The sequence below is a fragment of the Pseudomonas sp. R19M genome, assembly GCF_050312585.1.
Lineage (GTDB): Bacteria > Pseudomonadota > Gammaproteobacteria > Pseudomonadales > Pseudomonadaceae > Aquipseudomonas > Aquipseudomonas palleroniana.
On the sequence record NZ_JBNPJV010000074.1, the window covers coordinates 21804 to 40278 of the forward strand.

Sequence of the window (18475 nt, forward strand, 5' to 3'; positions counted from 1 at the left end):
CCAAAACAAGGATGAACGGTGTGAAGGACTCGCAGTTAGAAGCAGCTATGCCTGAGATGGTTGTCTATCTCAAGGCATTAATTCTAGGGTTTGTAATTTCTGAAATCTTCCGTATTGCCTTACAGCTGGGTCGGCCGCTGGCGAATCAGCTGGGTCAGTTCAGCGATGCGTTGTCATGGTGTTTGATTGTCATCTTTATTGCGTTGGTCACGGTATATGCGGTCTGTAGGGGGGCCAAAGCTACATTCAACCGGTTGAGCAAAAGTCGCAGATTGGATCTGCTGCTCACCGTGGGAATCGGCGTCGTGAGCGACCAATATTTGGTTCCTCCGAAAGTTGACAGTCATCTTGAGGCTTTTTTTAACTCTCAGGCGTTCGGGTGGGGTTGGGCGGCAGCCACTTTATTGTTCTTCGCGTTGCTGATGGTTTCTTCTCTCGTCAGCTTTTTCCGTTCAAATCGGCGCGTTGCAGACTCCCAGATTTATTTTCTAACCGATAGGGAGATCGACAATCCGGATCAGGATTGTTTGTCCTTGGGCGAAGACGCACGCACGTTTGCTGAGACTGTGCTTGCCAGCAACACCGCTTCAGGATTGGTATTTGGTCTTGAGGGGCCTTGGGGTATAGGAAAAACCAGTTTTTTGAAGATGGTTGAAGCGTATTGGGCGACCGAGGCGCCTTCGTCGATTATTCTTTTTCGCTTTGAGCCGCTCAGGTATGCCGGTGAAGCGGATTTAACTGAGCGATTCGTGAAGGAGCTGTTGAGCGTCGTCCAATGCTCGGTATTTGCGCCAGAATTCAAAGTTGCACTATCTCGTTATTCGAAAATGTTAAAGGGGAAGGCTGAGTTTTCATTGTTCGGTCTGAAACTGTCGTTCGAACCCTCTAATGAAACAGTTGATGAGCTATTGCGGGATCTGGATTCAGTGCTTCGAAGGGCGAATCGAAGGTTGATCGTCATTGTCGAAGATTTGGATCGAATTGAGCCTAAGGCGGTCAGTAACGTTCTTTTTACTGTTCGTAGGACATTCAATCTTTCCCAAGCGACTTATATTCTTTGCTATGACACAGAGAATTTAATCGCTGGGAAGGATGAAGGGCGTGTGTCACGTGAGTTTCTTGAAAAATTTATAAACGTAAAGTTTAGCGTGTTGATAGACTCGGCGGCTGTCATTAAATACCTTAACGAAGGATGGCAGCGAGAGCGCGAGTTTATGGCCTCGTTGACGTCAGATAGGAAACCGGTACTTACCGAATTGCTGAGTGATCTGGCTTCTTTGCTGGCGGGTAAAAATGCTGTGCAATATATGCAGATTGTCGGAAATATTCGTAAGGTTAAGCGGTTTATCAATGCGGTTGTGGCGATACGCTTGGAAACGCTGGATATCTCTATTACTGACTTTGATCGTGGGGATATTATTAATCTTGTGTTGTTGCATATGAACTATCCTGGCGTTTTTAGGCAGATATATTCCGAGGAGATGGAAGGCCGCTCTGGAATATTTTCGACGCTCGTTAATTCTGATAAGACTGTGAATAATCATCTTGATTATCTTGATTATGTGTCATCTCAAGAGCCTGGTGCGAAATTTTTGTTGGATTCGTTATTCTCGATGTCGACAAGAAAGTCTAATGAGGGTTATGGGAGGGCACGGGCTTTTGTCAATGATCGCTATGACCGATCATTAGAGAAGTATCTCCAGTTGATTATTAAATGCACAGTGCCAGATCCAGCGAAAACACATAAACTTTTCCAGTGTGCTGTAAGCAAGGCAGCGCAGGGCGATTCCATTCAAGATATTCTCGAAGGACGAGGGTTTGAGCTATCGCAAGGGGAGCATGCGCATCAAAAATTTTGGGAGCTTTTCGTCGATAAATGCTCTAATGACGGAAAGTTAGCATTCGCTGCTGCTGATGCCTTAGTTGATATTGCTCCGCGCTATATGCTGCTTCGTGTTTCTGGCGAAAACTTACGTCACCGTTCGATGTTGCATATTGTGAGGCTGCTGGATGCGGTGGGGTGGAATTCTTCTAAAGGGAAGAATGTATGGGTGGAACCTGATATCGCCAATAAGATTTTTGGCGAGGAGGCGTTTGTCGGGTCTGGAATGCTGGAGCGAATGTTGGCATCTGAGCCCTCGGTACTTAAATGGCATGATGTACTGTTGTTTCGTCAGTATTGCTCGCCAGAGAAGAATGGTCGCTATCAGGACGTTTATAAATCGCTTCGCGGGCATCTTGGTAGCCAATCTGTACGTTCTATTCAAGCGGATCTCGATCCTGTGCGAGAGTGTGTCAGGTATTTCAGTCAATATGTCTTTGCGCGGTTTCGAAGTGAGTTTATTGACCCCCAGAAGAATTTCTTTGAACTGGTATGGCAGGTTCCCACTCGATGCTTTTGGGGGGAGGTAGACCCTGCGGATGCCTCAACAGTTTCAGAGGGGGCGACTTTGTCGTTGGACGACAGGGTCAATGCAGAAAGAAATTATTTAATTTCTTTTGTTGTTTATAACTTGATTAATGTCTCGCCTGTGGATGGTCAAGTAGGTGGGTGTGGTGTTTTTGATCTGAAAGGCAATTCGGATAAGCATCAAATATCAGAGTTGATGAACGAATATTTATTCGGCTTCTGTTTTGATGTCGAGCGGCACGAAAATAACCTGATGCATTTTCTGGATTTTTGTATTTATAATTTTCCCCATAAAGCAGTTACCTCTGAGGGCTCCGAGTCCTTGGGCAGCGACTCTGATTTTAACCCGGTGGCAAACGAAGTGATCTTGTCACTGGACCTTTCGCGGTTGACGTCGTATTGGCGCCAACACCGCGATAGGGTTTTAAACGAGGGGTACCTTGAGAGGGAACGGAGTGTCTGCACACATGACTACGTGAAAAAATACAGTGAGAGCCTCAAAGCTGTTTTAAAGGCTCTTGATGCGTTTTGTGACAACGACGTCACTGCCTCATCATCGAGTTAAACGACGCTTTTTTCCAACGCCGGCGGATGACTCGCCCCCAACACCGCCGGCAACACCCCCGCCCGTAGATCATTACCACTCGGCTGCTGATACAGGCTCAGGCCGAACTCCGGCAATACCGCCAGCAAGTAATCGAAGATATCGCCCTGGATGCGCTCGTAATCCGCCCACGCCGTGGTGCGCGTGAAGCAGTAGATCTCCAGCGGCACGCCCTGGGCGGTGGTTTGCATCTGGCGCACCATGCAGGTCATGTTCGGTTGGATCTCCGGATGGCTTTTCAGGTACGCCAGCGCATAGGCACGGAAGGTGCCGAGGTTGGTCATGCGGCGGCGGTTGGCCGACAGCTGCGCACTGTGCCCCTGGGCTTCGTTCCAGGCTTTGAGTTCGGCCTGCTTGCGGCTGATGTAGTCGGTGAGCAGATGCACCTGGGTCATGCGCACTTCTTCATCGTCACGCAGGAAGCGCACACCGCTGGCGTCGATGTACAGGCTGCGCTTGATGCGACGCCCACCGGAGGCCTGCATGCCACGCCAGTTCTTGAACGACTCGGACATCAATCGCCAGGTTGGGATGGAGACGATGGTCTTGTCGAAATTCTGCACCTTGACCGTGTGCAGGGTGATATCCACCACATCACCATCGGCGCCTACTTGAGGCATTTCGATCCAGTCGCCGACCCTCAGCATGTCGTTGCTGGTCAGTTGCACGCTGGCGACGAACGACAGCAGGGTGTCCTTGTACACCAACAGAATCACCGCCGACATGGCGCCAAGCCCGGACAGCAGCAACAGCGGTGAACGGTCGATCAGTGTGGCGACGATGATGATCGCGGCAAATACGAACAGCACCATCTTCGCCAATTGCACATAACCCTTGATCGAGCGGGTGCGCGCATGTTCGGTACGGGCGTAGATGTCCAGCAGGGCGTTGAGCAGGGCGCTCACGGCCAGCGTCATGAACAGGATGGTGAACGCCAGCGCCACGTTGCCGATAAACAGGGCGGCGGTCTTGCTCAGGTCCGGCACCAGATACAGGCCGAACTGGACCACCAGTGACGGCGTCATCTGTGCCAGGCGGTGGAAGACTTTGTTATGGCGAAAGTCGTTGAGCCAATGCAGTGCCGGCTGGCGCCCGAGCATTTTGACCGCATGCAGGATGAGGTAGCGCGCAACCCGCCCGACCAGCAAGGCGGCTACCAGCAACACCAGCAGACCGAGGCCGGCGTGCAGCATCGGATGTTCGTCGAGGGTGCCCCAGAGGCCTTGGACGTTGAGCCAGAGCTGTTTGATATCCATGGGTAAAACCGATTCCTCTAAATGCAAGACGGGGCCGATTAGAGCATTTAACGGCGACAATGTTGGCTTTATGGACAAAAGCTCTAACAAAAAAGCAGCTGATTAGCACCGTTCGCGTAAAGAAACTCGGTTTGGGCGCCCGAAACCGTTACCCTATGCAGCTGATATTTTGTATTTCTTCGAGGTAGCACCCGTGTTTTCCCAATTCGCCCTGCACGAACGCCTGCTCAAAGCCGTGGCCGAGCTTAAATTTGTCGAGCCTACGCCGGTGCAAGCAGCGGCCATCCCGCTCGCGCTCGAAGGGCGTGACCTGCGGGTGACGGCTCAAACCGGCAGCGGCAAGACCGCCGCTTTCGTCCTGCCGGTACTGAACCGCCTGATCGGCCCGGCCAAAGTTCGCGTCAGTATCAAGACCCTGATCCTGCTGCCGACCCGTGAGCTGGCCCAGCAGACCTTGAAGGAAGTGGAACGTTTCTCGCAATTCACCTTCATCAAGTCCGGCATCATTACCGGCGGCGAAGACTTCAAGGTCCAGGCCGCCATGCTGCGCAAGGTGCCGGACATCCTGATCGGCACCCCAGGCCGCATGATCGAACAACTCAACGCCGGCAACCTCGACCTCAAGGAAGTCGAAGTGCTGGTGCTCGACGAAGCCGACCGCATGCTCGACATGGGCTTTGCCGATGATGTGCAGCGCCTGGTGGGCGAGTGCGTCAATCGCCAGCAGACCATGCTGTTTTCCGCCACCACCGGAGGCTCGACCCTGCGCGACATGGTCGCCCAGGTGTTGAAAAACCCTGAGCACCTGCAGGTCAACAACGTCAGCGACCTGAACGCGACCACGCGTCAGCAGATCGTCACCGCCGACCACAATGTGCACAAAGAGCAGATCCTCAACTGGCTGCTGGCCAACGAGACCTATCAGAAGGCCATCGTGTTCACCAACACCCGTGCTGCCGCCGACCGTATCTATGGCCGCCTGGTGGCCCAGGAATACAAGGCGTTCGTGCTGCACGGCGAGAAAGACCAGAAGGACCGCAAACTGGCCATCGACCGTCTCAAGGCCGGCGGCGTGAAAATCCTCGTGGCCACCGACGTTGCCGCCCGTGGCCTGGACGTCGACGGCCTGGACCTGGTGATCAACTTCGACATGCCCCGCAGCGGCGACGAGTACGTGCACCGTATCGGCCGTACCGGCCGTGCCGGTAACGATGGCTTGGCGATCTCGCTGATCTGCCACGGCGACTGGAACCTGATGTCGAGCATTGAACGCTATCTGAAGCAGTCGTTCGAGCGTCGTACCATCAAGGAAGTCAAAGGCACCTACACCGGTCCGAAGAAGGTCAAGGCGTCGGGCAAGGCTGTCGGTGTGAAGAAGAAAAAAACCGACGCCAAGGGCGACAAGAAGAAGACCGGCGCCAAGTCGCCGACCAAGCGCAGGATCGCCAACCGGCCGAAGACCGACAACCTGTCGCTCGTCAGCAAGGACGGCATGGCCCCGCTCAAGCGCCGCAAGCCAGAAGCACCAGCTGCCGAGTAAGGCAGGGGTGAAATGAAAAAACCGGACATTGTCCGGTTTTTTTATGGCCTCAGTTTTTGCTTTTGGCGGTGGCCTCTTCCAGATCCTTGAGGCGTTGATCGATCAGTTGGCACTTGTCGGGCAAGTCGGCCGCGGTGGTGTCCACGTCCATTTTCTTCAGCTCGGCGTTGATTTGCTCGGCCTTGGCCGGGTTTTGCTGTGTCAGCTGGGTGACTTCCCGGGCCAGTTGTTCGCGCTTGGCGGTGGCCTCTTCGGGAGTGCAGGCCCAGGCGGGCAGGGCGGACAGCAGCGTGGCGGCAATCGCCAGTTTTATCAGGGCATTCATGGTCGGACCTCCTTGGCAGTGATGTTCAGTGGAGGTGACGGGGGCGTGGAAAGTTCATAGAAATGACGCCTGTCTACTCAGCTGAACGGCCGCTGACGTGGCCTGTCACACCTTTTGACGGGCTACTTTCCATCGGCCTGCGGGAGGAATCAGGATGACGACTTACAACTGGGATCTGATCGAACGTCTGCTGCATGAAGTACAGAACGGCGAAGGTAGCTTCGCCCCACGCAAATACGCCGAGCAGGAGGCGGCCGAGAAGGCGACGGCGGGTGAGCCTACCGGCAATCTGGATGCGCTGAAAAGGACCGCCGCGGACTACGAGGCACTGCTGTTCAAGCGTGGTTTTATTGAGTCGCGCCCGGAGGAAGAGGGCGGCAATGGCGAGAACTTTATCCTGACCGCGCTCGGTGCGCAGTTGCTGGCGTTGATCGACAGTTCGATCCCGGGCAATGACCATCCGCGCCAGGTACTCGACGAGCAGCCTGATGCACTGGACCCGGCAACCTTTGCCACCGTTGCGTCCAAGGCTCAAATCGCCTGATGCCCAACGCCCGCGCCGCTGTGGGGTGTCGGGCGAAACTGTCAGATCGGTAATCTGCCGCTAAGGTGGCTGACAGCCGTGCGTGCCTAATCTGCTGCCATTCAACGTATGGAATTGAATTGGCATGCACTCCAAAACCACCCGACGAACATTCGTCAAAGGCCTGGCCGCCGGCGGCTTGCTGGGCGGCCTCGGGCTCTGGCGCACCCCGGTCTGGGCGTTGACCAGCCCCGACCAGCCCAGCGTGCTCGCGGGCACGCAATTTGATCTGTTTATCGATCAGTCCCCGGTCAACCTCACAGGCCGCGATCGCACCGCGCTGACGATCAACGGCAGCCTGCCCGGCCCGCTGTTGCGCTGGCGCGAGGGCGACACCGTGACCCTGCGCGTAAAAAACCGCCTGGCTGAGCCGACGTCGATCCACTGGCACGGCATTCTCCTGCCGTCGAACATGGATGGTGTGCCGGGCCTGAGCTTCCAGGGCATCGAACCGGGTGGCGTGTTTGTCTATCGGTTCACGGTCAGGCAGCACGGCACGTACTGGTACCACAGTCATTCCGGGTTCCAGGAGCAAAGGGGGGTGTATGGCCCGCTGGTGATCGATCCCAAGGTGCCCGAGACGTTCAGCTACCAGCGCGATTACGTGGTGATGCTGTCGGACTGGACCGATGAAGACCCCGTTGCGCTGATGAAAACCCTCAAGAAACAGTCGGATTACTACAACCGGCACAAGCCGACCGTGGGCGATTTTGTACGGGATGTGGGCAAGCAGGGCTGGTCAGCGACCGTCGACGATCGCTTGATGTGGGCACAGATGAAGATGAACCCTACGGACCTGGCCGACGTCAGTGGCCAGACCTACACCTATCTGCTCAACGGCCAGCCTCCCGGACGCAATTGGACTGGCGTGTTTCAGGCGGGGGAAACGATTCGGCTGCGCTTTATCAACGGATCGGCGATGAGCTATTTCGATGTGCGCATCCCGGGGCTGAAGATGACCGTGATTGCCGCTGATGGCCAGCCGGTGCAGCCGGTGAGTGTCGACGAGTTCCGCATTGCCGTGGCGGAGACTTTCGACGTGCTGGTCGAGCCGACGGCGCCAGCCTATACGCTGTTTGCCCAATCGATGGACCGCAGCGGCTACGCCCGCGGCACCCTGGCTTGTCAGCCCGGGGCGATTGCCTCAGTCCCCGAGTTGGATCCGCGCCCCTGGATCACCATGGGCGATATGGGCATGGGCGGTATGGATCACGGAGCCATGGCGGATATGCCGGGTATGGAAGGCATGGACCACAGTGCGATGCCGATGCAGGCCCATCCCGCCAGCGAGCAGGACAACCCGTTGGTGGATATGCAAGCCATGAACCCGGTCCCCAAGCTCGATGACCCCGGCATCGGCCTGCGCAACAACGGCCGGCGTGTTCTGACTTACGCTGACCTGCGCAGTACCTTCGAGGATCCTGACGGCCGCGACCCCAGCCGCACCCTTGAATTGCACCTCACCGGGCATATGGAGAAGTTCGCCTGGTCGTTCAATGGGGTGAAGTTTTCCGATGCCGAGCCTTTGCAATTGACTTATGGCGAGCGGGTCCGATTGGTGTTGGTCAACGACACCATGATGAGCCATCCCATTCACCTGCATGGCCTGTGGAGTGACCTGGAAGACGAAAACGGCCAGTTCCAGGTACGCAAACATACCGTCGACATGCCGCCGGGTTCCCGGCGCAGCTACCGCGTAACCGCTGATGCGCTGGGGCGATGGGCCTATCACTGCCACCTGCTGTATCACATGGAAATGGGCATGTTCCGCGAGGTGCGCGTGCATGAATGAGCAAGCGAGCATAAGCCGGCATGTTTTATGGGCGTTCATCGGGTTGGCGTTCAGCCCGCTGACCCTGGCGGATGAGTTTCAAGGCATGAGCCCGGCGATACCCGCGCTCAGCGAGAGCCGCACGCCGATCCCGACCTTGACCGACGCTGATCGCGCCGCGGTGTACAACGCTCCCGGTGGGCACAAGGTTCACGACAGTGCGATCAACTCACTATTGCTGATCAACCAGTTGGAATGGCAAGACGGCGACGGCGAGGGTGCGCTGAACTGGGATATCAAGGGTTGGGTCGGTGGCGACATCGACCGCCTGTGGTTGCGCAGTGAAGGCGAGCGCAGTGCCGGTCGTACTGAAAACGCCGAAGCCCAGGTGCTGTGGGGGCATGCCATCAGCCCATGGTGGGATCTGGTGGGCGGTGTGCGCCAGGACTTCAAGCCGGGGGACGGGCAAACCTGGGCAGCGTTTGGTACACAGGGCATGGCGCTGTACAACTTTGAAGCTGAAGCCACGGTGTTTGTCGGCGAGGCGGGGCGTACCGCAGCCCGATTGGAAGGCGACTACGACCTCCTGCTGACCAACCGGCTGATCCTGCAGCCCACCGCCGAACTCAATTTCTATGGCCGTAACGATCCGCAGCGCGGCATCGGTTCTGGCCTTGCGCAGAGTGAGCTGGGCTTGAGGCTGCGTTATGAAGTCCGCCGCGAATGGGCGCCCTACGTGGGTGTCACCTGGAGCCGCAGCTACGGCCAGACTGCGCAATACGCACGGGATGACGGCGCAGACACCCGTCAGGTGCGCTGGGTGGTGGGCGTACGCCTGTGGTTCTGACGCTTTACTCTTTCTATAACTCGCCGCCACGAGCGGCCTGGAGCCTTGCATGTCAATGTTGAAAACCACCCTGGCGGGCGCTGTGCTGTGGGCGGGACTGATCGCCAGCCTGGCGGCCTCGGCCCATCCGAAACTGTTGTCGTCGACCCCGGTTGAGGGGGCCAAGGGGGCGCCACCGGCCGTGATCGAGCTGCGTTTTTCGGAGAACCTGCTGACGCAGTTTTCCGGCGCCAAGCTGACCATGACCGATATGCCCGGTATGCCGAATTCGCCGATGCCGGTAAAAGCCAGTGTCGCGGCCAGTGCCGACCCCAAAGTGATGCTGATCAAGCCGGCCTCTACACTGGCGACCGGTACCTATAGGGTCGACTGGCGTGCCGTGTCGGCCGACACCCACCCGATCCTCGGCAACGTGGTGTTCAGCGTCCAGCCATGAGTGAACTGCTTCCGGTTGTTCTGCGCTTTGCTCTTTATCTGGACCTGATGCTGGTGTTTGGCCTGGGGCTGTTTGGCCTGTATGCCGATAGCCGGCCGCTGGATCTGAAGTGGTTGCTGCGGGGGTTGGCGAGCCTGGGGGTGCTGCTTTCGGTGGCGTCGCTGTTGTCGATGACCCAGGCCATGAGCGGTGCCGAGGATTGGTCGACGCTGTGGCCACACCTGCAGATGATGCTCTGGCAGACCGAACTGGGCTGGAGCTGGTGGCTACGGATTGTTGCGCTGTTCTGGTTGGTGCTCAGCACCCGCTTGGCCACTTGGTTCGGTGGCCTGGCATTGGTGACGCTGGCGTGGACCGGGCATGGCGTGATGCATGAGGGCGCGCTTGGGGTGTGGCATCTGCTCAGTGACAGTGCTCACCTGTTGGCGGCGGCGGGCTGGGTCGGGGCATTGGCGGCGTTCGGTTTATTGCTGATGCGCAGGTCCGCGCCGGCGGTGCAGGTATTGGCACACACCTTGGCGGGCTTCGAGCGCGTGGGTGTGGCATTCGTCGCGGTGCTGATTGCCACGGGCGTGGCGAACTATCTGTTTGTGGTCGGGCCGAACCTGGATGGCATCACGGGTGGCGTTTACGCGATCCTGTTGTGTTTCAAGTTGGGATTGTTCGGCCTGATGCTGGGGCTGGCGACGCTCAATCGTTCCCATCTGACGCCGTTGCTCCAGCGTTCGCTGGCGCAGGGCGACCACGTCGCCGCGTGTACAGCCTTACGCCGCAGCATCGCCCTGGAATTTGCGGCGGTGCTGGCGATCCTGGCGTTGGTGGCTTGGCTCGGGACGCTGGCGCCGACCTAGGGCTGCGTGCTCTTCAGGCATTTGAGCGCTTGGAAATCGGCGCGCACCTTGTCGATTTTCTGGGTGAGCTTCTGACGTTGTTGCACGCTGCTTTCGGCCATCAGGTCGACGATCAGGCTGCGCGCTGCCGCTTCTGTTTGTGTATAGGCGGTGCGGTACTGCGGGGTCCACAGGCTTTCGCGGTTCACCAGCAATTGCTCGATCTTCTGCGGGAAGTCGGCGTTGCGGCGTTGTTGCAGGGCCTCGATAAATTGCGCCTGCCAGCGCGCGCGGTTGTCGATCCAGGCTTGGTTCTGCGGGCCCAATGCGATGGACCAGGCTGTCACGCGGTTCTGCTGGCTGGTGCTCAACGGGCCGATCCAGGCGTCCAGGCGTTTGCTCATACGCTCGGCGCGCTCCTTGATCTGCCGCTCCAGCGGTGGCTTGAGGTATTCGTCCTGGCGTTTTTTCAGGTCCTTGGCAAAGGCGTCCTGCATGTCCTTGACTTGCTGATCATCCAGGCCTTGTAACAGCTCGACCGCTGACGGGGTGATTTGCCGGGCAATCTCGGCGATCGCCTGCTTGGCCTCCAGGGTACGCGATTGCAGAGCGGCGTCGCTGACCTTGTTGTCGTCGACCATCTGTTGCAGGCGGTCGAGCCAATCCAGGTAGCCGGGCAATTGCGTGGTGCAGTGCCAGGCCAGGTGTTGCTTGAGTGTGTCGTTGAACCAACTCTTCTGCCCGGCGTTCATTTCCAGGTAGTCACTGAGGGTCCAGGGGATGATCACATCGAGATTGCGGTAGGCCAGGCCTACGCGATTGCAGCCGGCCAGTATCAGGCTCAGGCTCAGCAGTATCACCAGAAGTTTGAGCCGACGCAGCATGGGCAGGTCCTTGCGCAGTGGGGTTCATGCATGTGAACCCACGCCGGGCGCGACAGTTCAGCCGATTAATAAAACGACCGCGCAGCCTTCAAGGTCAACAGACCATCGCATTGCGAGTTGTGTCCGGAATATGCCGAGCAGTCGCTGCCGCTGAGGCTGGAGCCGCTGTAGATCAGGTCCAGGTCGATGCCTTTCCATTCGCGCGAGAACTGTACCGACCAATCGTTGAAGCTGCTGATCGAGCCTCCCTCCACTGAGACCGGGCTGCCCAACTGATGCGTGGTGTACTTCATGCTGACGCCGATGCCGAAGGGCTGCGTGCCGCCGAGGTCGGCGAACAGGGTGCTGTCCTGTCGGTCCGGGTCGTTGCTCAAGGACACGCCGAAGCGGTTGCCCAGCAGGTTCAGGCCGCCATACAACTCCTGGCTGTCGAGCGGGCTGAGCTTGGGATGGCTGTAGTGGATCAATCCGACTTCGTAGCCCAGGGTCTGGTCGAAGGGGCGTTTGAAACCCATGTAGGAATCGACTTCGAAGTTTTTGCTGGAGGACAAGCCCATGCTGGGGGAGAACTGGCCGAAATACAGGCCGCTGTCATGGCTCAGGTCCAGGCCACCGTGGAACGAGTCACTGCCTGGCGAGGTGGGTTTGACCAGGCCTTGGGCCATGCTGCGGCTGGGGGTGGTGCCTAATTTCAGATCGAAGTCGCCCAGTTCGCGCTGGAAAATCTGCGCCTCGGCCAGTGGGCTCGCCACCAGGATGCTGATCAATACAATGCAGGGTTTGAGCACGCTTCACTCCATAAAAAGCGAGGAGCCGTAACGGAGAAATCGGGCAAGTGCCCGTGCTAGACGTGTGCAAGCATACCGGCGAATGCCAGGCGGTGAGCCCCGTTCGTCGATTGGCACAAATATGGAGAAGGTGTTTCGGGCTCCAGTCCTAGCGCCTTGAAGGCAAGACGCTTAGGGACCAGATGGGTAGACAGGTGTTATTTCTTGCCCAGGCTGATCTGCTTGGACGGGCCGAAAGTCTGGCCGCTTACGCCCTTGGCAATTTGCTGGATTTCGCCACCGGACTTGAGAAACGCTGCAATCTGGCTGTTGATCGATTCGCTGGTTTCAACGGCGGGAGCTGGCTTTGCTTTGCTGTTGGATGCTTTTACGCGCATGGCGGCCACTAACCTGTAGAAAATTAACTTGGCCAGGCATCGTACAGGAAATACTTGACAATTGCTTGGCAAATATCCCCTGGGAATAACTGGCGCGGCGGAAAATAGCCGAAGTCTATCTATCAAATAATCGCCTAACTTACTGTTTTAACTCGAAACCACGGGGCATACGGCGCTTCGCATCCCTGGAAAAACTCAGGCGTTTGATCAGACGAGCGGGGCGTCGCCGCTGGAAGCCCGTGCCAGCCCGCGATTTTTCAGGCGCACGCGCGTGGTAGGCGCAACTCGGGTAGAATGCCGCCGACGTAATGAGGGTATTGGACATGGCTTTAGTCGGGCGCTACAACAGTTTGCAAGTGGTTAAACATACTAACTTCGGTTTGTACCTGGATGGCGCGCAAGATGGTGAAATCCTCTTGCCGAATCGGTATATCCCCAAAGATATTCCCAGCGAAGATGAAGACTGGCTTAACGTTTTCATTTATCTGGACAGCGATGACAAACTTATTGCCACGACTGAAAAACCGAAAGTTCAAGTGGGCGAATTTGCCAGTTTGAAAGTGGTGGAAGTCAACAGCATTGGTGTATTCCTTGACTGGGGCTTACCCAAGGATCTGTTGCTCCCGTATTCGGAAGAAAAACGCCAATTGAGTGCCGGTGATTACTGCGTAGTGCATGTCTACCTCGACAAGCACACCAAACGCATCACCGCCACTGCACGCCTGGATCGTTACCTGGACAAAACGCCGGCCAACTACCAGGTAGGCCAGGAAGTCGACCTGCTGGTGGCCGAAGCCACCGACATGGGTTTCAAGGCGATCATCAACAACAAGCACTGGGGCCTGATCCACAAGAACGAAGTGTTCAAGTTCCTGCGCCCCGGCAAGCAGGAAAAAGGCTTTATCAAAGAGATCCGTGCCGATGGCAACATCAGCCTGAGCCTGCAGCCGGTTGGCCAGGAAGCAGCGTCCAGCCTCAATTCGAAGATCCTTGCCAAGTTGCGCGAAAACAACGGCACCTTGCCGGTCAGCGACAAAAGCGACCCGGCGCTGATCAGCAACTTGTTCGGCGTCAGCAAGGGCAACTTCAAGAAGGCCATTGGTGCGCTCTACAAGCAAGGCCAGATTGTGATTCATGCCGATCGCATTGAACTAAGCTGAGCCCGGCTTGCTCTTCTGTAGGCGCCCATCGGCGCCTACAGAGGCTACATAAATGATGCGCAAAACACTCTTCGCTTACCTCGGCACCTTGCTCGCCTTTCTGCTGCTCGACGGCCTCTGGCTCGGCGTCCTGATGGGCCCTACCTATAAGTCCCTGCTCGGCTCGCTGATGCTCGATCAACCTCGCCTACTGCCGGCGGTGCTGTTCTATCTCCTGTACGCCGCCGGTTGTGTGGCATTGGTCGTGCTGCCAAGCGCCAGCTGGCAACGCGCCGCACGCCTGGGGGCGCTGCTCGGCCTGGTGGCCTACGGCACTTATGACTTGAGCAACTGGGCCACGCTGCAAGGCTGGTCTGCCGGTTTGGCGGTGATGGACATGGCCTGGGGCACCTTTCTGACGGCGGTCTGTTGTGCTGCCGGCTACCTGTGTGCACATCGGGTGCAACACTGATTGTGTACAGGATTTTAATGCACCGTTGCTGAGCGCCCGTCCTGCTTGTAAAGCCTTTGTAGTCCCTGTGGAACGCTGATTCAGAGGGATTGTGTGCCATTGGCACGTATTCTGCTGAATGCCTCGTATACAAACCGCGCCGCCTAACGTATGCACGCTGCGACGACAGCGCTGGCCGGTATTTCGAGGAGCCCAGCGATGACCGAACAACACCCCAAAGGCTACAGCCCGCGCCTGTACAACCAGGACCTGGGGCCTTTGCCGCAAAAATGGACCTGGTACAACATCTTCGCCTTCTGGATGAGTGATGTGCACAGCGTGGGCGGCTATGTCTTCGCCGCCAGCCTGTTCGCGCTCGGCCTGGCCAGTTGGCAGGTGTTGATCGCCTTGCTGGCCGGGATCTGCATCGTGCAGTTGATCGCCAACTTGGTGGCCAAGCCGAGCCAGCAGGCTGCCGTGCCGTATCCGGTGATCTGTCGGCTGGCGTTTGGTGTGTTCGGAGCGAATATTCCGGCGGTGATTCGTGGGTTGATCGCTGTAGCGTGGTACGGCATTCAGACGTACTTGGCGTCGAGTGCCTTGATCATCGTGGTGCTGCGCTTTTTCCCACAGATGGCGGTTTACGCAGAGCCGCATTTTGCAGGGTTGTCCTATCTGGGCTGGTTTGGCTTTCTCTGTTTATGGGGGTTGCAGGCCGCGGTGTTCTGGGCCGGTATGGAGTCGATCCGCCGCTTTATCGACTGGGCTGGGCCGGTGGTGTACGCGGTGATGTTTGCCTTGGCCGGTTGGATCGTATGGAAGGCCGGCTGGGCGAATATCAGTTTCACCCTGGCGGAAAAATCCCTGTCGGGCTGGCAAGCCTTCGGTCAGGTGATCGTGGCGACGGCGCTGGTGGTGTCGTACTTCTCCGGCCCCACACTGAATTTTGGTGATTTCAGCCGCTATTGCCGCAGCATGCGCGACGTACGGCGCGGTAATTTCTGGGGGCTGCCGGTGAATTTCCTGGCATTTTCCCTGGTCACCGTGGTGATCGTTTCGGGCACGCTGCCGGTATTTGGCGAAATGCTTCACGACCCGATCGCCACCGTCTCGCGCATCGACAACAGCCTGGCTGTGTTGCTGGGAGCCTTTGCTTTCGTCACCGCGACCATCGGCATCAATATCGTGGCCAATTTCGTGTCGCCGGCGTTTGATTTTGCCAATGTGGCACCGAGCAAAATCAGCTGGCGGGCCGGGGGGATGATCGCCGCCGTGGCATCGATCTTCATCACCCCGTGGAACCTGTTCAATAACCCGCTGATGATCCACTACACCCTGGACGTCCTCGCAGCGTTCATTGGCCCGTTGTTCGGGATTCTGCTGGTGGACTTCTACCTGGTCAAAAAGCAGAAGATCGATGTGGATGCTCTGTTCGATGACAGCCCGAGCGGGCGCTACTACTTCGACGGCGGGGTGAATTGGACGGCGGTCAAAGCCTTGGTGCCCGCGACGCTGGTGGGGGTTGCAATCACCTTTACGCCGGCGCTGCAGGGCATGGCCAACTTTGCCTGGTTTACCGGCTGTTTCCTGGGAGGGCTGTTTTTCCTGGTGCTTGCCCGGCGCGAGCAGGTTCGCTCGCCGACGCCGCTGGTTGCCGGTTGATCAGTATTACGCCCGCTAATATCAGGCCGCCGCCGGCAATCACCAAGGCCGGTTGCAGGCCGCCGCTCCAGTGACTGCTCAGCGACGCCAGCAACGGGCCGCTCAATTGCCCGACGGCAAAGCTGGCGGTCAACAGCCCGGTGCTGCGCTGGTAGCCGTGGGGGGCGACTTCCCGCAAGCGTGCCATCACCAACTGCATGCAAGCCAGGAACGGTGCACCGCACAGCAATACGCCCAGCGCCAAGCCCCAGCCATTGCCCAGCAAGCAGGCGAACACCCCGGCTGCTTGTAGCCATAACGTGCTCATCAGCCAGCGGCGGGTGGTGTGCGGGTCTTTGCGGCGCAGGCTGGCGATCACCACGCCCATCGCGGCAGCCAGGCCAAAGCATGGCCAGAACAGATCGGCTTGCCAGGCGCCGTTGAATTGCGCGCTGGCCATTTGTGACAGGAAGGTCGCCGGAATGATGTAGCCCAGGCCATACAGGAAGTAAATCCAGCACAGATGCGCGATGCTGGCGTTGCCACCCGTGTGATGGACGTGGGCAACTGGCGCGATCGGTTGAGGCAGGAACGGCAGGGTCGCCAGCAGCATTACCAGCGCCACCACGCCATACACCAGCCACAGCGTTGCCGAGCTTTGCCCCAGGCGGTTCGAGCCCAATGCCAGCAGCCCGGTCAGCAGAATGCCCAGCCCCGGGCCGGCAAACACCAAGGCGCCCAGGCGTGCTCGCCCGGCGGCAATCGCCAGGGGCTGGCTCAAGCTGGTGATCATCACCAACGCCCAGGCACTGGCGACGCCGGTGCCAAAGCGCAGCAACAGGTGCGGCCAGAAGCCCTGTGCCCAATACGACGCCAGGGTCAGCAGCACGCAAAGCCACAGCCCGCCGTACATCCGACCTCGTACGTGGTGATGGCTGCGGGCGAAGATCGAATCCACTGCACCCACGAAGTAGCCCAGGTAATTGGCCGCCGCGATCAGCCCTGCGCCGGTCAGGTCGACCTGGCCTTCACTGAGCAGGTGGGGCATCTGCGGGGTCAGCGCGAAGCGGCCAATGCCCATGGCCATCATCAAGGCGATAAAGCTGGCGAGTAAGCGGATCAGGGGGGACATGTTCAGGTTTCCTGCAAGGCAGCGATTGACCTTCAGGCTAAATCGAGTTTACTTTCTGTAAAAATGAATAATATTGAGTAACTTGTTCAGTTTTGGAGAAAGGCGTGGAGTTCAGTCAATTGCGTATTTTCCAGGCCGTGGCGGAGGAGGGTTCCATCACCCGTGCGGCCGAACGCTTGCACCGAGTGCCGTCGAACCTGTCGACACGCCTCAAGCAGATGGAAGAGCAGCTCGGTGTTGAGTTGTTCGTGCGCGAGCGCCAGCGTTTGCAGCTTTCTCCGGCGGGCAAAGTGTTACTGGACTACAGCACCCGTCTGCTGGCGCTGCACGACGAAGCTCACGGCGCTGTGCAGGGCGGGCAACCGGCCGGCGATTTTGTGCTGGGCAGTATGTACAGCACTGCAGCGATTCATTTGCCGAAGTTGTTGGCGCGTTACCACAAGGCCTACCCGATGGTGAACCTGCAGGTGCAATCGGCGCCCAGCGGTGAGCTTTTGGAGGGTCTGATCGCCGGTCGCCTGGACGCGGCGCTGGTGGACGGCCCCATCACCATCGCTACCCTTGATGGTGTGCCCTTGTGCGAAGAACGGCTGGTGTTGATCTGCGAAGCCGATCACCCACCCGTGCGCGGCCCCCAGGATGTGGCGGGCCGCTCGGTATTCACCTTCCGCCGCAGTTGTGCTTACCGCGCACGCCTTGAAACCTGGTTTTCCCACGACCGTGTGGCCATGGGCCGGGCGATCGAGATCGAGTCTTATCAAGGCATGCTCGCCTGCGTGATTGCCGGTTCCGGTGTGGCATTGATGTCTGAATCCATGCTCGACAGCCTTCCGGGCAAGGACGGTGTGTCCGTTCATCCCCTGACCGGGCCTTTTGCCACTGCGACTACCTGGCTCATGTGGCGAAAGGGGATGCTCGGCGCTAACCTCAATGCATGGATTGACCTGCAGCAGGCAGGCAGAGCCGAGATCCTGCAAGACACGCGCGCGATCGCTTGAGCGATCCGTCAGGATTTAGATGAATTCAGTAATAGTTCGTTGTGTTTTCGTACAAGCAATACGTAAGACTTAAGGCTACTATCTGTAGGAAGCGGCGACAGAATTAGCGCCGACCCGCATTACCCTCAAAGGGGGGCACCACCATGAAAGAGAAAATTCAGAACTGGCTCCATGACCTCGGCGTGGCACTCGGCTTGATCGAGCCGCCGCTGCAACCGGTGCCTATTCGTACGGATGATGAGCAACGCCGTCCCCGTCGCAGGTAAGCCCTGAGGCGCTCACGTGATCGTGGCCGTGATCATGCGGGCGTTGAGGGCGTGGGTTCTCTTCGGAGTGCCTTCCGTGCTCCTTATGCCTTACGCGGCCGCGTTTTTTATTATCGTGTTCCGAATGCAAGACCTGCGGCGATCTGTTTGAGAAGGCTTGGCAGTAGCCCCCAAAAAAACGGGCGCGACACCCGACG

The 18475-nt window shown here is 58.0% G+C and carries 18 protein-coding genes; 12 read left to right on the top strand and 6 right to left on the bottom strand.

What is annotated here, in order from left to right:
• The first annotated feature begins 20 nt into the window (after positions 1-20).
• Entirely contained in the window at positions 21-2975 is a 2955-nt protein-coding gene (locus ACQRBT_RS15800; protein ID WP_412047134.1) for a P-loop NTPase fold protein, read from the top strand.
• Here ACQRBT_RS15800 and ACQRBT_RS15805 read toward each other — a convergent pair.
• On the bottom strand, positions 2972-4270 hold the full coding sequence (locus ACQRBT_RS15805; RefSeq protein WP_412047135.1) for a mechanosensitive ion channel family protein: 1299 nt from the start codon (positions 4268-4270) through the stop codon (positions 2972-2974). The genes ACQRBT_RS15800 and ACQRBT_RS15805 overlap by 4 nt on opposite strands.
• Before the next feature lie 193 nt (positions 4271-4463).
• On the opposite strand from ACQRBT_RS15805, the gene ACQRBT_RS15810 reads away from it, so the two are divergent.
• Positions 4464-5810 (top strand): DEAD/DEAH box helicase, encoded by a 1347-nt coding sequence (locus ACQRBT_RS15810; RefSeq protein WP_104996174.1) that lies wholly within the window; start codon positions 4464-4466, stop codon positions 5808-5810.
• Positions 5811-5859: 49 nt separating this feature from the next.
• On the opposite strand, the gene ACQRBT_RS15815 is transcribed toward ACQRBT_RS15810, so the two are convergent.
• Entirely contained in the window at positions 5860-6135 is a 276-nt protein-coding gene (locus ACQRBT_RS15815; RefSeq protein WP_412047136.1) for a hypothetical protein, read from the bottom strand.
• 154 nt (positions 6136-6289) lie between these two features.
• On the opposite strand from ACQRBT_RS15815, the gene ACQRBT_RS15820 reads away from it, so the two are divergent.
• The 5 genes from ACQRBT_RS15820 to copD all read left to right on the top strand — a co-directional run bounded on the left by ACQRBT_RS15820 (position 6290) and on the right by copD (position 10623).
• Entirely contained in the window at positions 6290-6679 is a 390-nt protein-coding gene (locus tag ACQRBT_RS15820) for a hypothetical protein (protein ID WP_060756122.1), read from the top strand.
• Positions 6680-6803: 124 nt separating this feature from the next.
• Complete coding sequence (locus tag ACQRBT_RS15825; protein ID WP_412047137.1) at positions 6804-8510, top strand: copper resistance system multicopper oxidase; 1707 nt, start codon at positions 6804-6806, stop codon at positions 8508-8510.
• A gap of 85 nt (positions 8511-8595) precedes the next feature.
• Entirely contained in the window at positions 8596-9336 is a 741-nt protein-coding gene (locus ACQRBT_RS15830; protein WP_412047156.1) for a copper resistance protein B, read from the top strand.
• 49 nt (positions 9337-9385) lie between these two features.
• Complete coding sequence (gene copC, locus ACQRBT_RS15835) at positions 9386-9772, top strand: copper homeostasis periplasmic binding protein CopC (protein WP_412047138.1); 387 nt, start codon at positions 9386-9388, stop codon at positions 9770-9772.
• The gene (gene copD / locus ACQRBT_RS15840) at positions 9769-10623 is read left to right on the top strand and encodes a copper homeostasis membrane protein CopD (protein WP_412047139.1); all 855 of its coding nucleotides are present in this window, start codon (positions 9769-9771) and stop codon (positions 10621-10623) included. Before copC ends, copD begins: the two co-directional genes overlap by 4 nt.
• Here copD and ACQRBT_RS15845 read toward each other — a convergent pair.
• From ACQRBT_RS15845 to ACQRBT_RS15855, 3 genes are all read right to left on the bottom strand, one after another.
• Positions 10620-11486 carry a DUF6279 family lipoprotein gene (locus ACQRBT_RS15845; RefSeq protein ID WP_090369423.1) on the bottom strand — a complete coding sequence of 289 codons (867 nt, stop codon included), beginning with the start codon at positions 11484-11486 and terminating at the stop codon, positions 10620-10622. The two genes, copD and ACQRBT_RS15845, sit on opposite strands and share 4 nt — an antisense overlap.
• Positions 11487-11551: 65 nt before the next feature.
• Complete coding sequence (locus tag ACQRBT_RS15850; protein ID WP_126870729.1) at positions 11552-12274, bottom strand: TorF family putative porin; 723 nt, start codon at positions 12272-12274, stop codon at positions 11552-11554.
• Positions 12275-12471: 197 nt separating this feature from the next.
• On the bottom strand, positions 12472-12651 hold the full coding sequence (locus ACQRBT_RS15855) for a hypothetical protein (RefSeq protein ID WP_003193095.1): 180 nt from the start codon (positions 12649-12651) through the stop codon (positions 12472-12474).
• Between the two features lie 323 nt (positions 12652-12974).
• Between ACQRBT_RS15855 and ACQRBT_RS15860 the strand changes: the two genes are divergently transcribed.
• The 3 genes from ACQRBT_RS15860 (at position 12975) to ACQRBT_RS15870 (ending at position 15903) form a co-directional block, all read left to right on the top strand.
• Positions 12975-13811, top strand: a complete 837-nt coding sequence (locus tag ACQRBT_RS15860; RefSeq protein WP_060756116.1) for a CvfB family protein — start codon at positions 12975-12977, stop codon at positions 13809-13811.
• A gap of 52 nt (positions 13812-13863) precedes the next feature.
• Positions 13864-14262 carry a DUF2177 family protein gene (locus ACQRBT_RS15865; RefSeq protein ID WP_090369427.1) on the top strand — a complete coding sequence of 133 codons (399 nt, stop codon included), beginning with the start codon at positions 13864-13866 and terminating at the stop codon, positions 14260-14262.
• Between the two features lie 198 nt (positions 14263-14460).
• Positions 14461-15903, top strand: coding sequence for an NCS1 family nucleobase:cation symporter-1 (locus tag ACQRBT_RS15870; RefSeq protein ID WP_412047140.1), 1443 nt, complete (start codon positions 14461-14463; stop codon positions 15901-15903).
• Here ACQRBT_RS15870 and ACQRBT_RS15875 read toward each other — a convergent pair.
• Complete coding sequence (locus tag ACQRBT_RS15875) at positions 15815-17014, bottom strand: MFS transporter (RefSeq protein WP_412047141.1); 1200 nt, start codon at positions 17012-17014, stop codon at positions 15815-15817. The genes ACQRBT_RS15870 and ACQRBT_RS15875 overlap by 89 nt on opposite strands.
• 104 nt (positions 17015-17118) lie before the next feature.
• Here ACQRBT_RS15875 and ptrR point away from each other — a divergent pair, with 104 nt between their 5' ends.
• Positions 17119-18012 carry a putrescine utilization regulator PtrR gene (gene ptrR, locus ACQRBT_RS15880; RefSeq protein WP_060756112.1) on the top strand — a complete coding sequence of 298 codons (894 nt, stop codon included), beginning with the start codon at positions 17119-17121 and terminating at the stop codon, positions 18010-18012.
• 143 nt (positions 18013-18155) lie between these two features.
• Positions 18156-18278 carry a PA1414 family protein gene (locus ACQRBT_RS15885; RefSeq protein ID WP_003193089.1) on the top strand — a complete coding sequence of 41 codons (123 nt, stop codon included), beginning with the start codon at positions 18156-18158 and terminating at the stop codon, positions 18276-18278.
• The last annotated feature ends 197 nt before the right edge of the window (positions 18279-18475 follow it).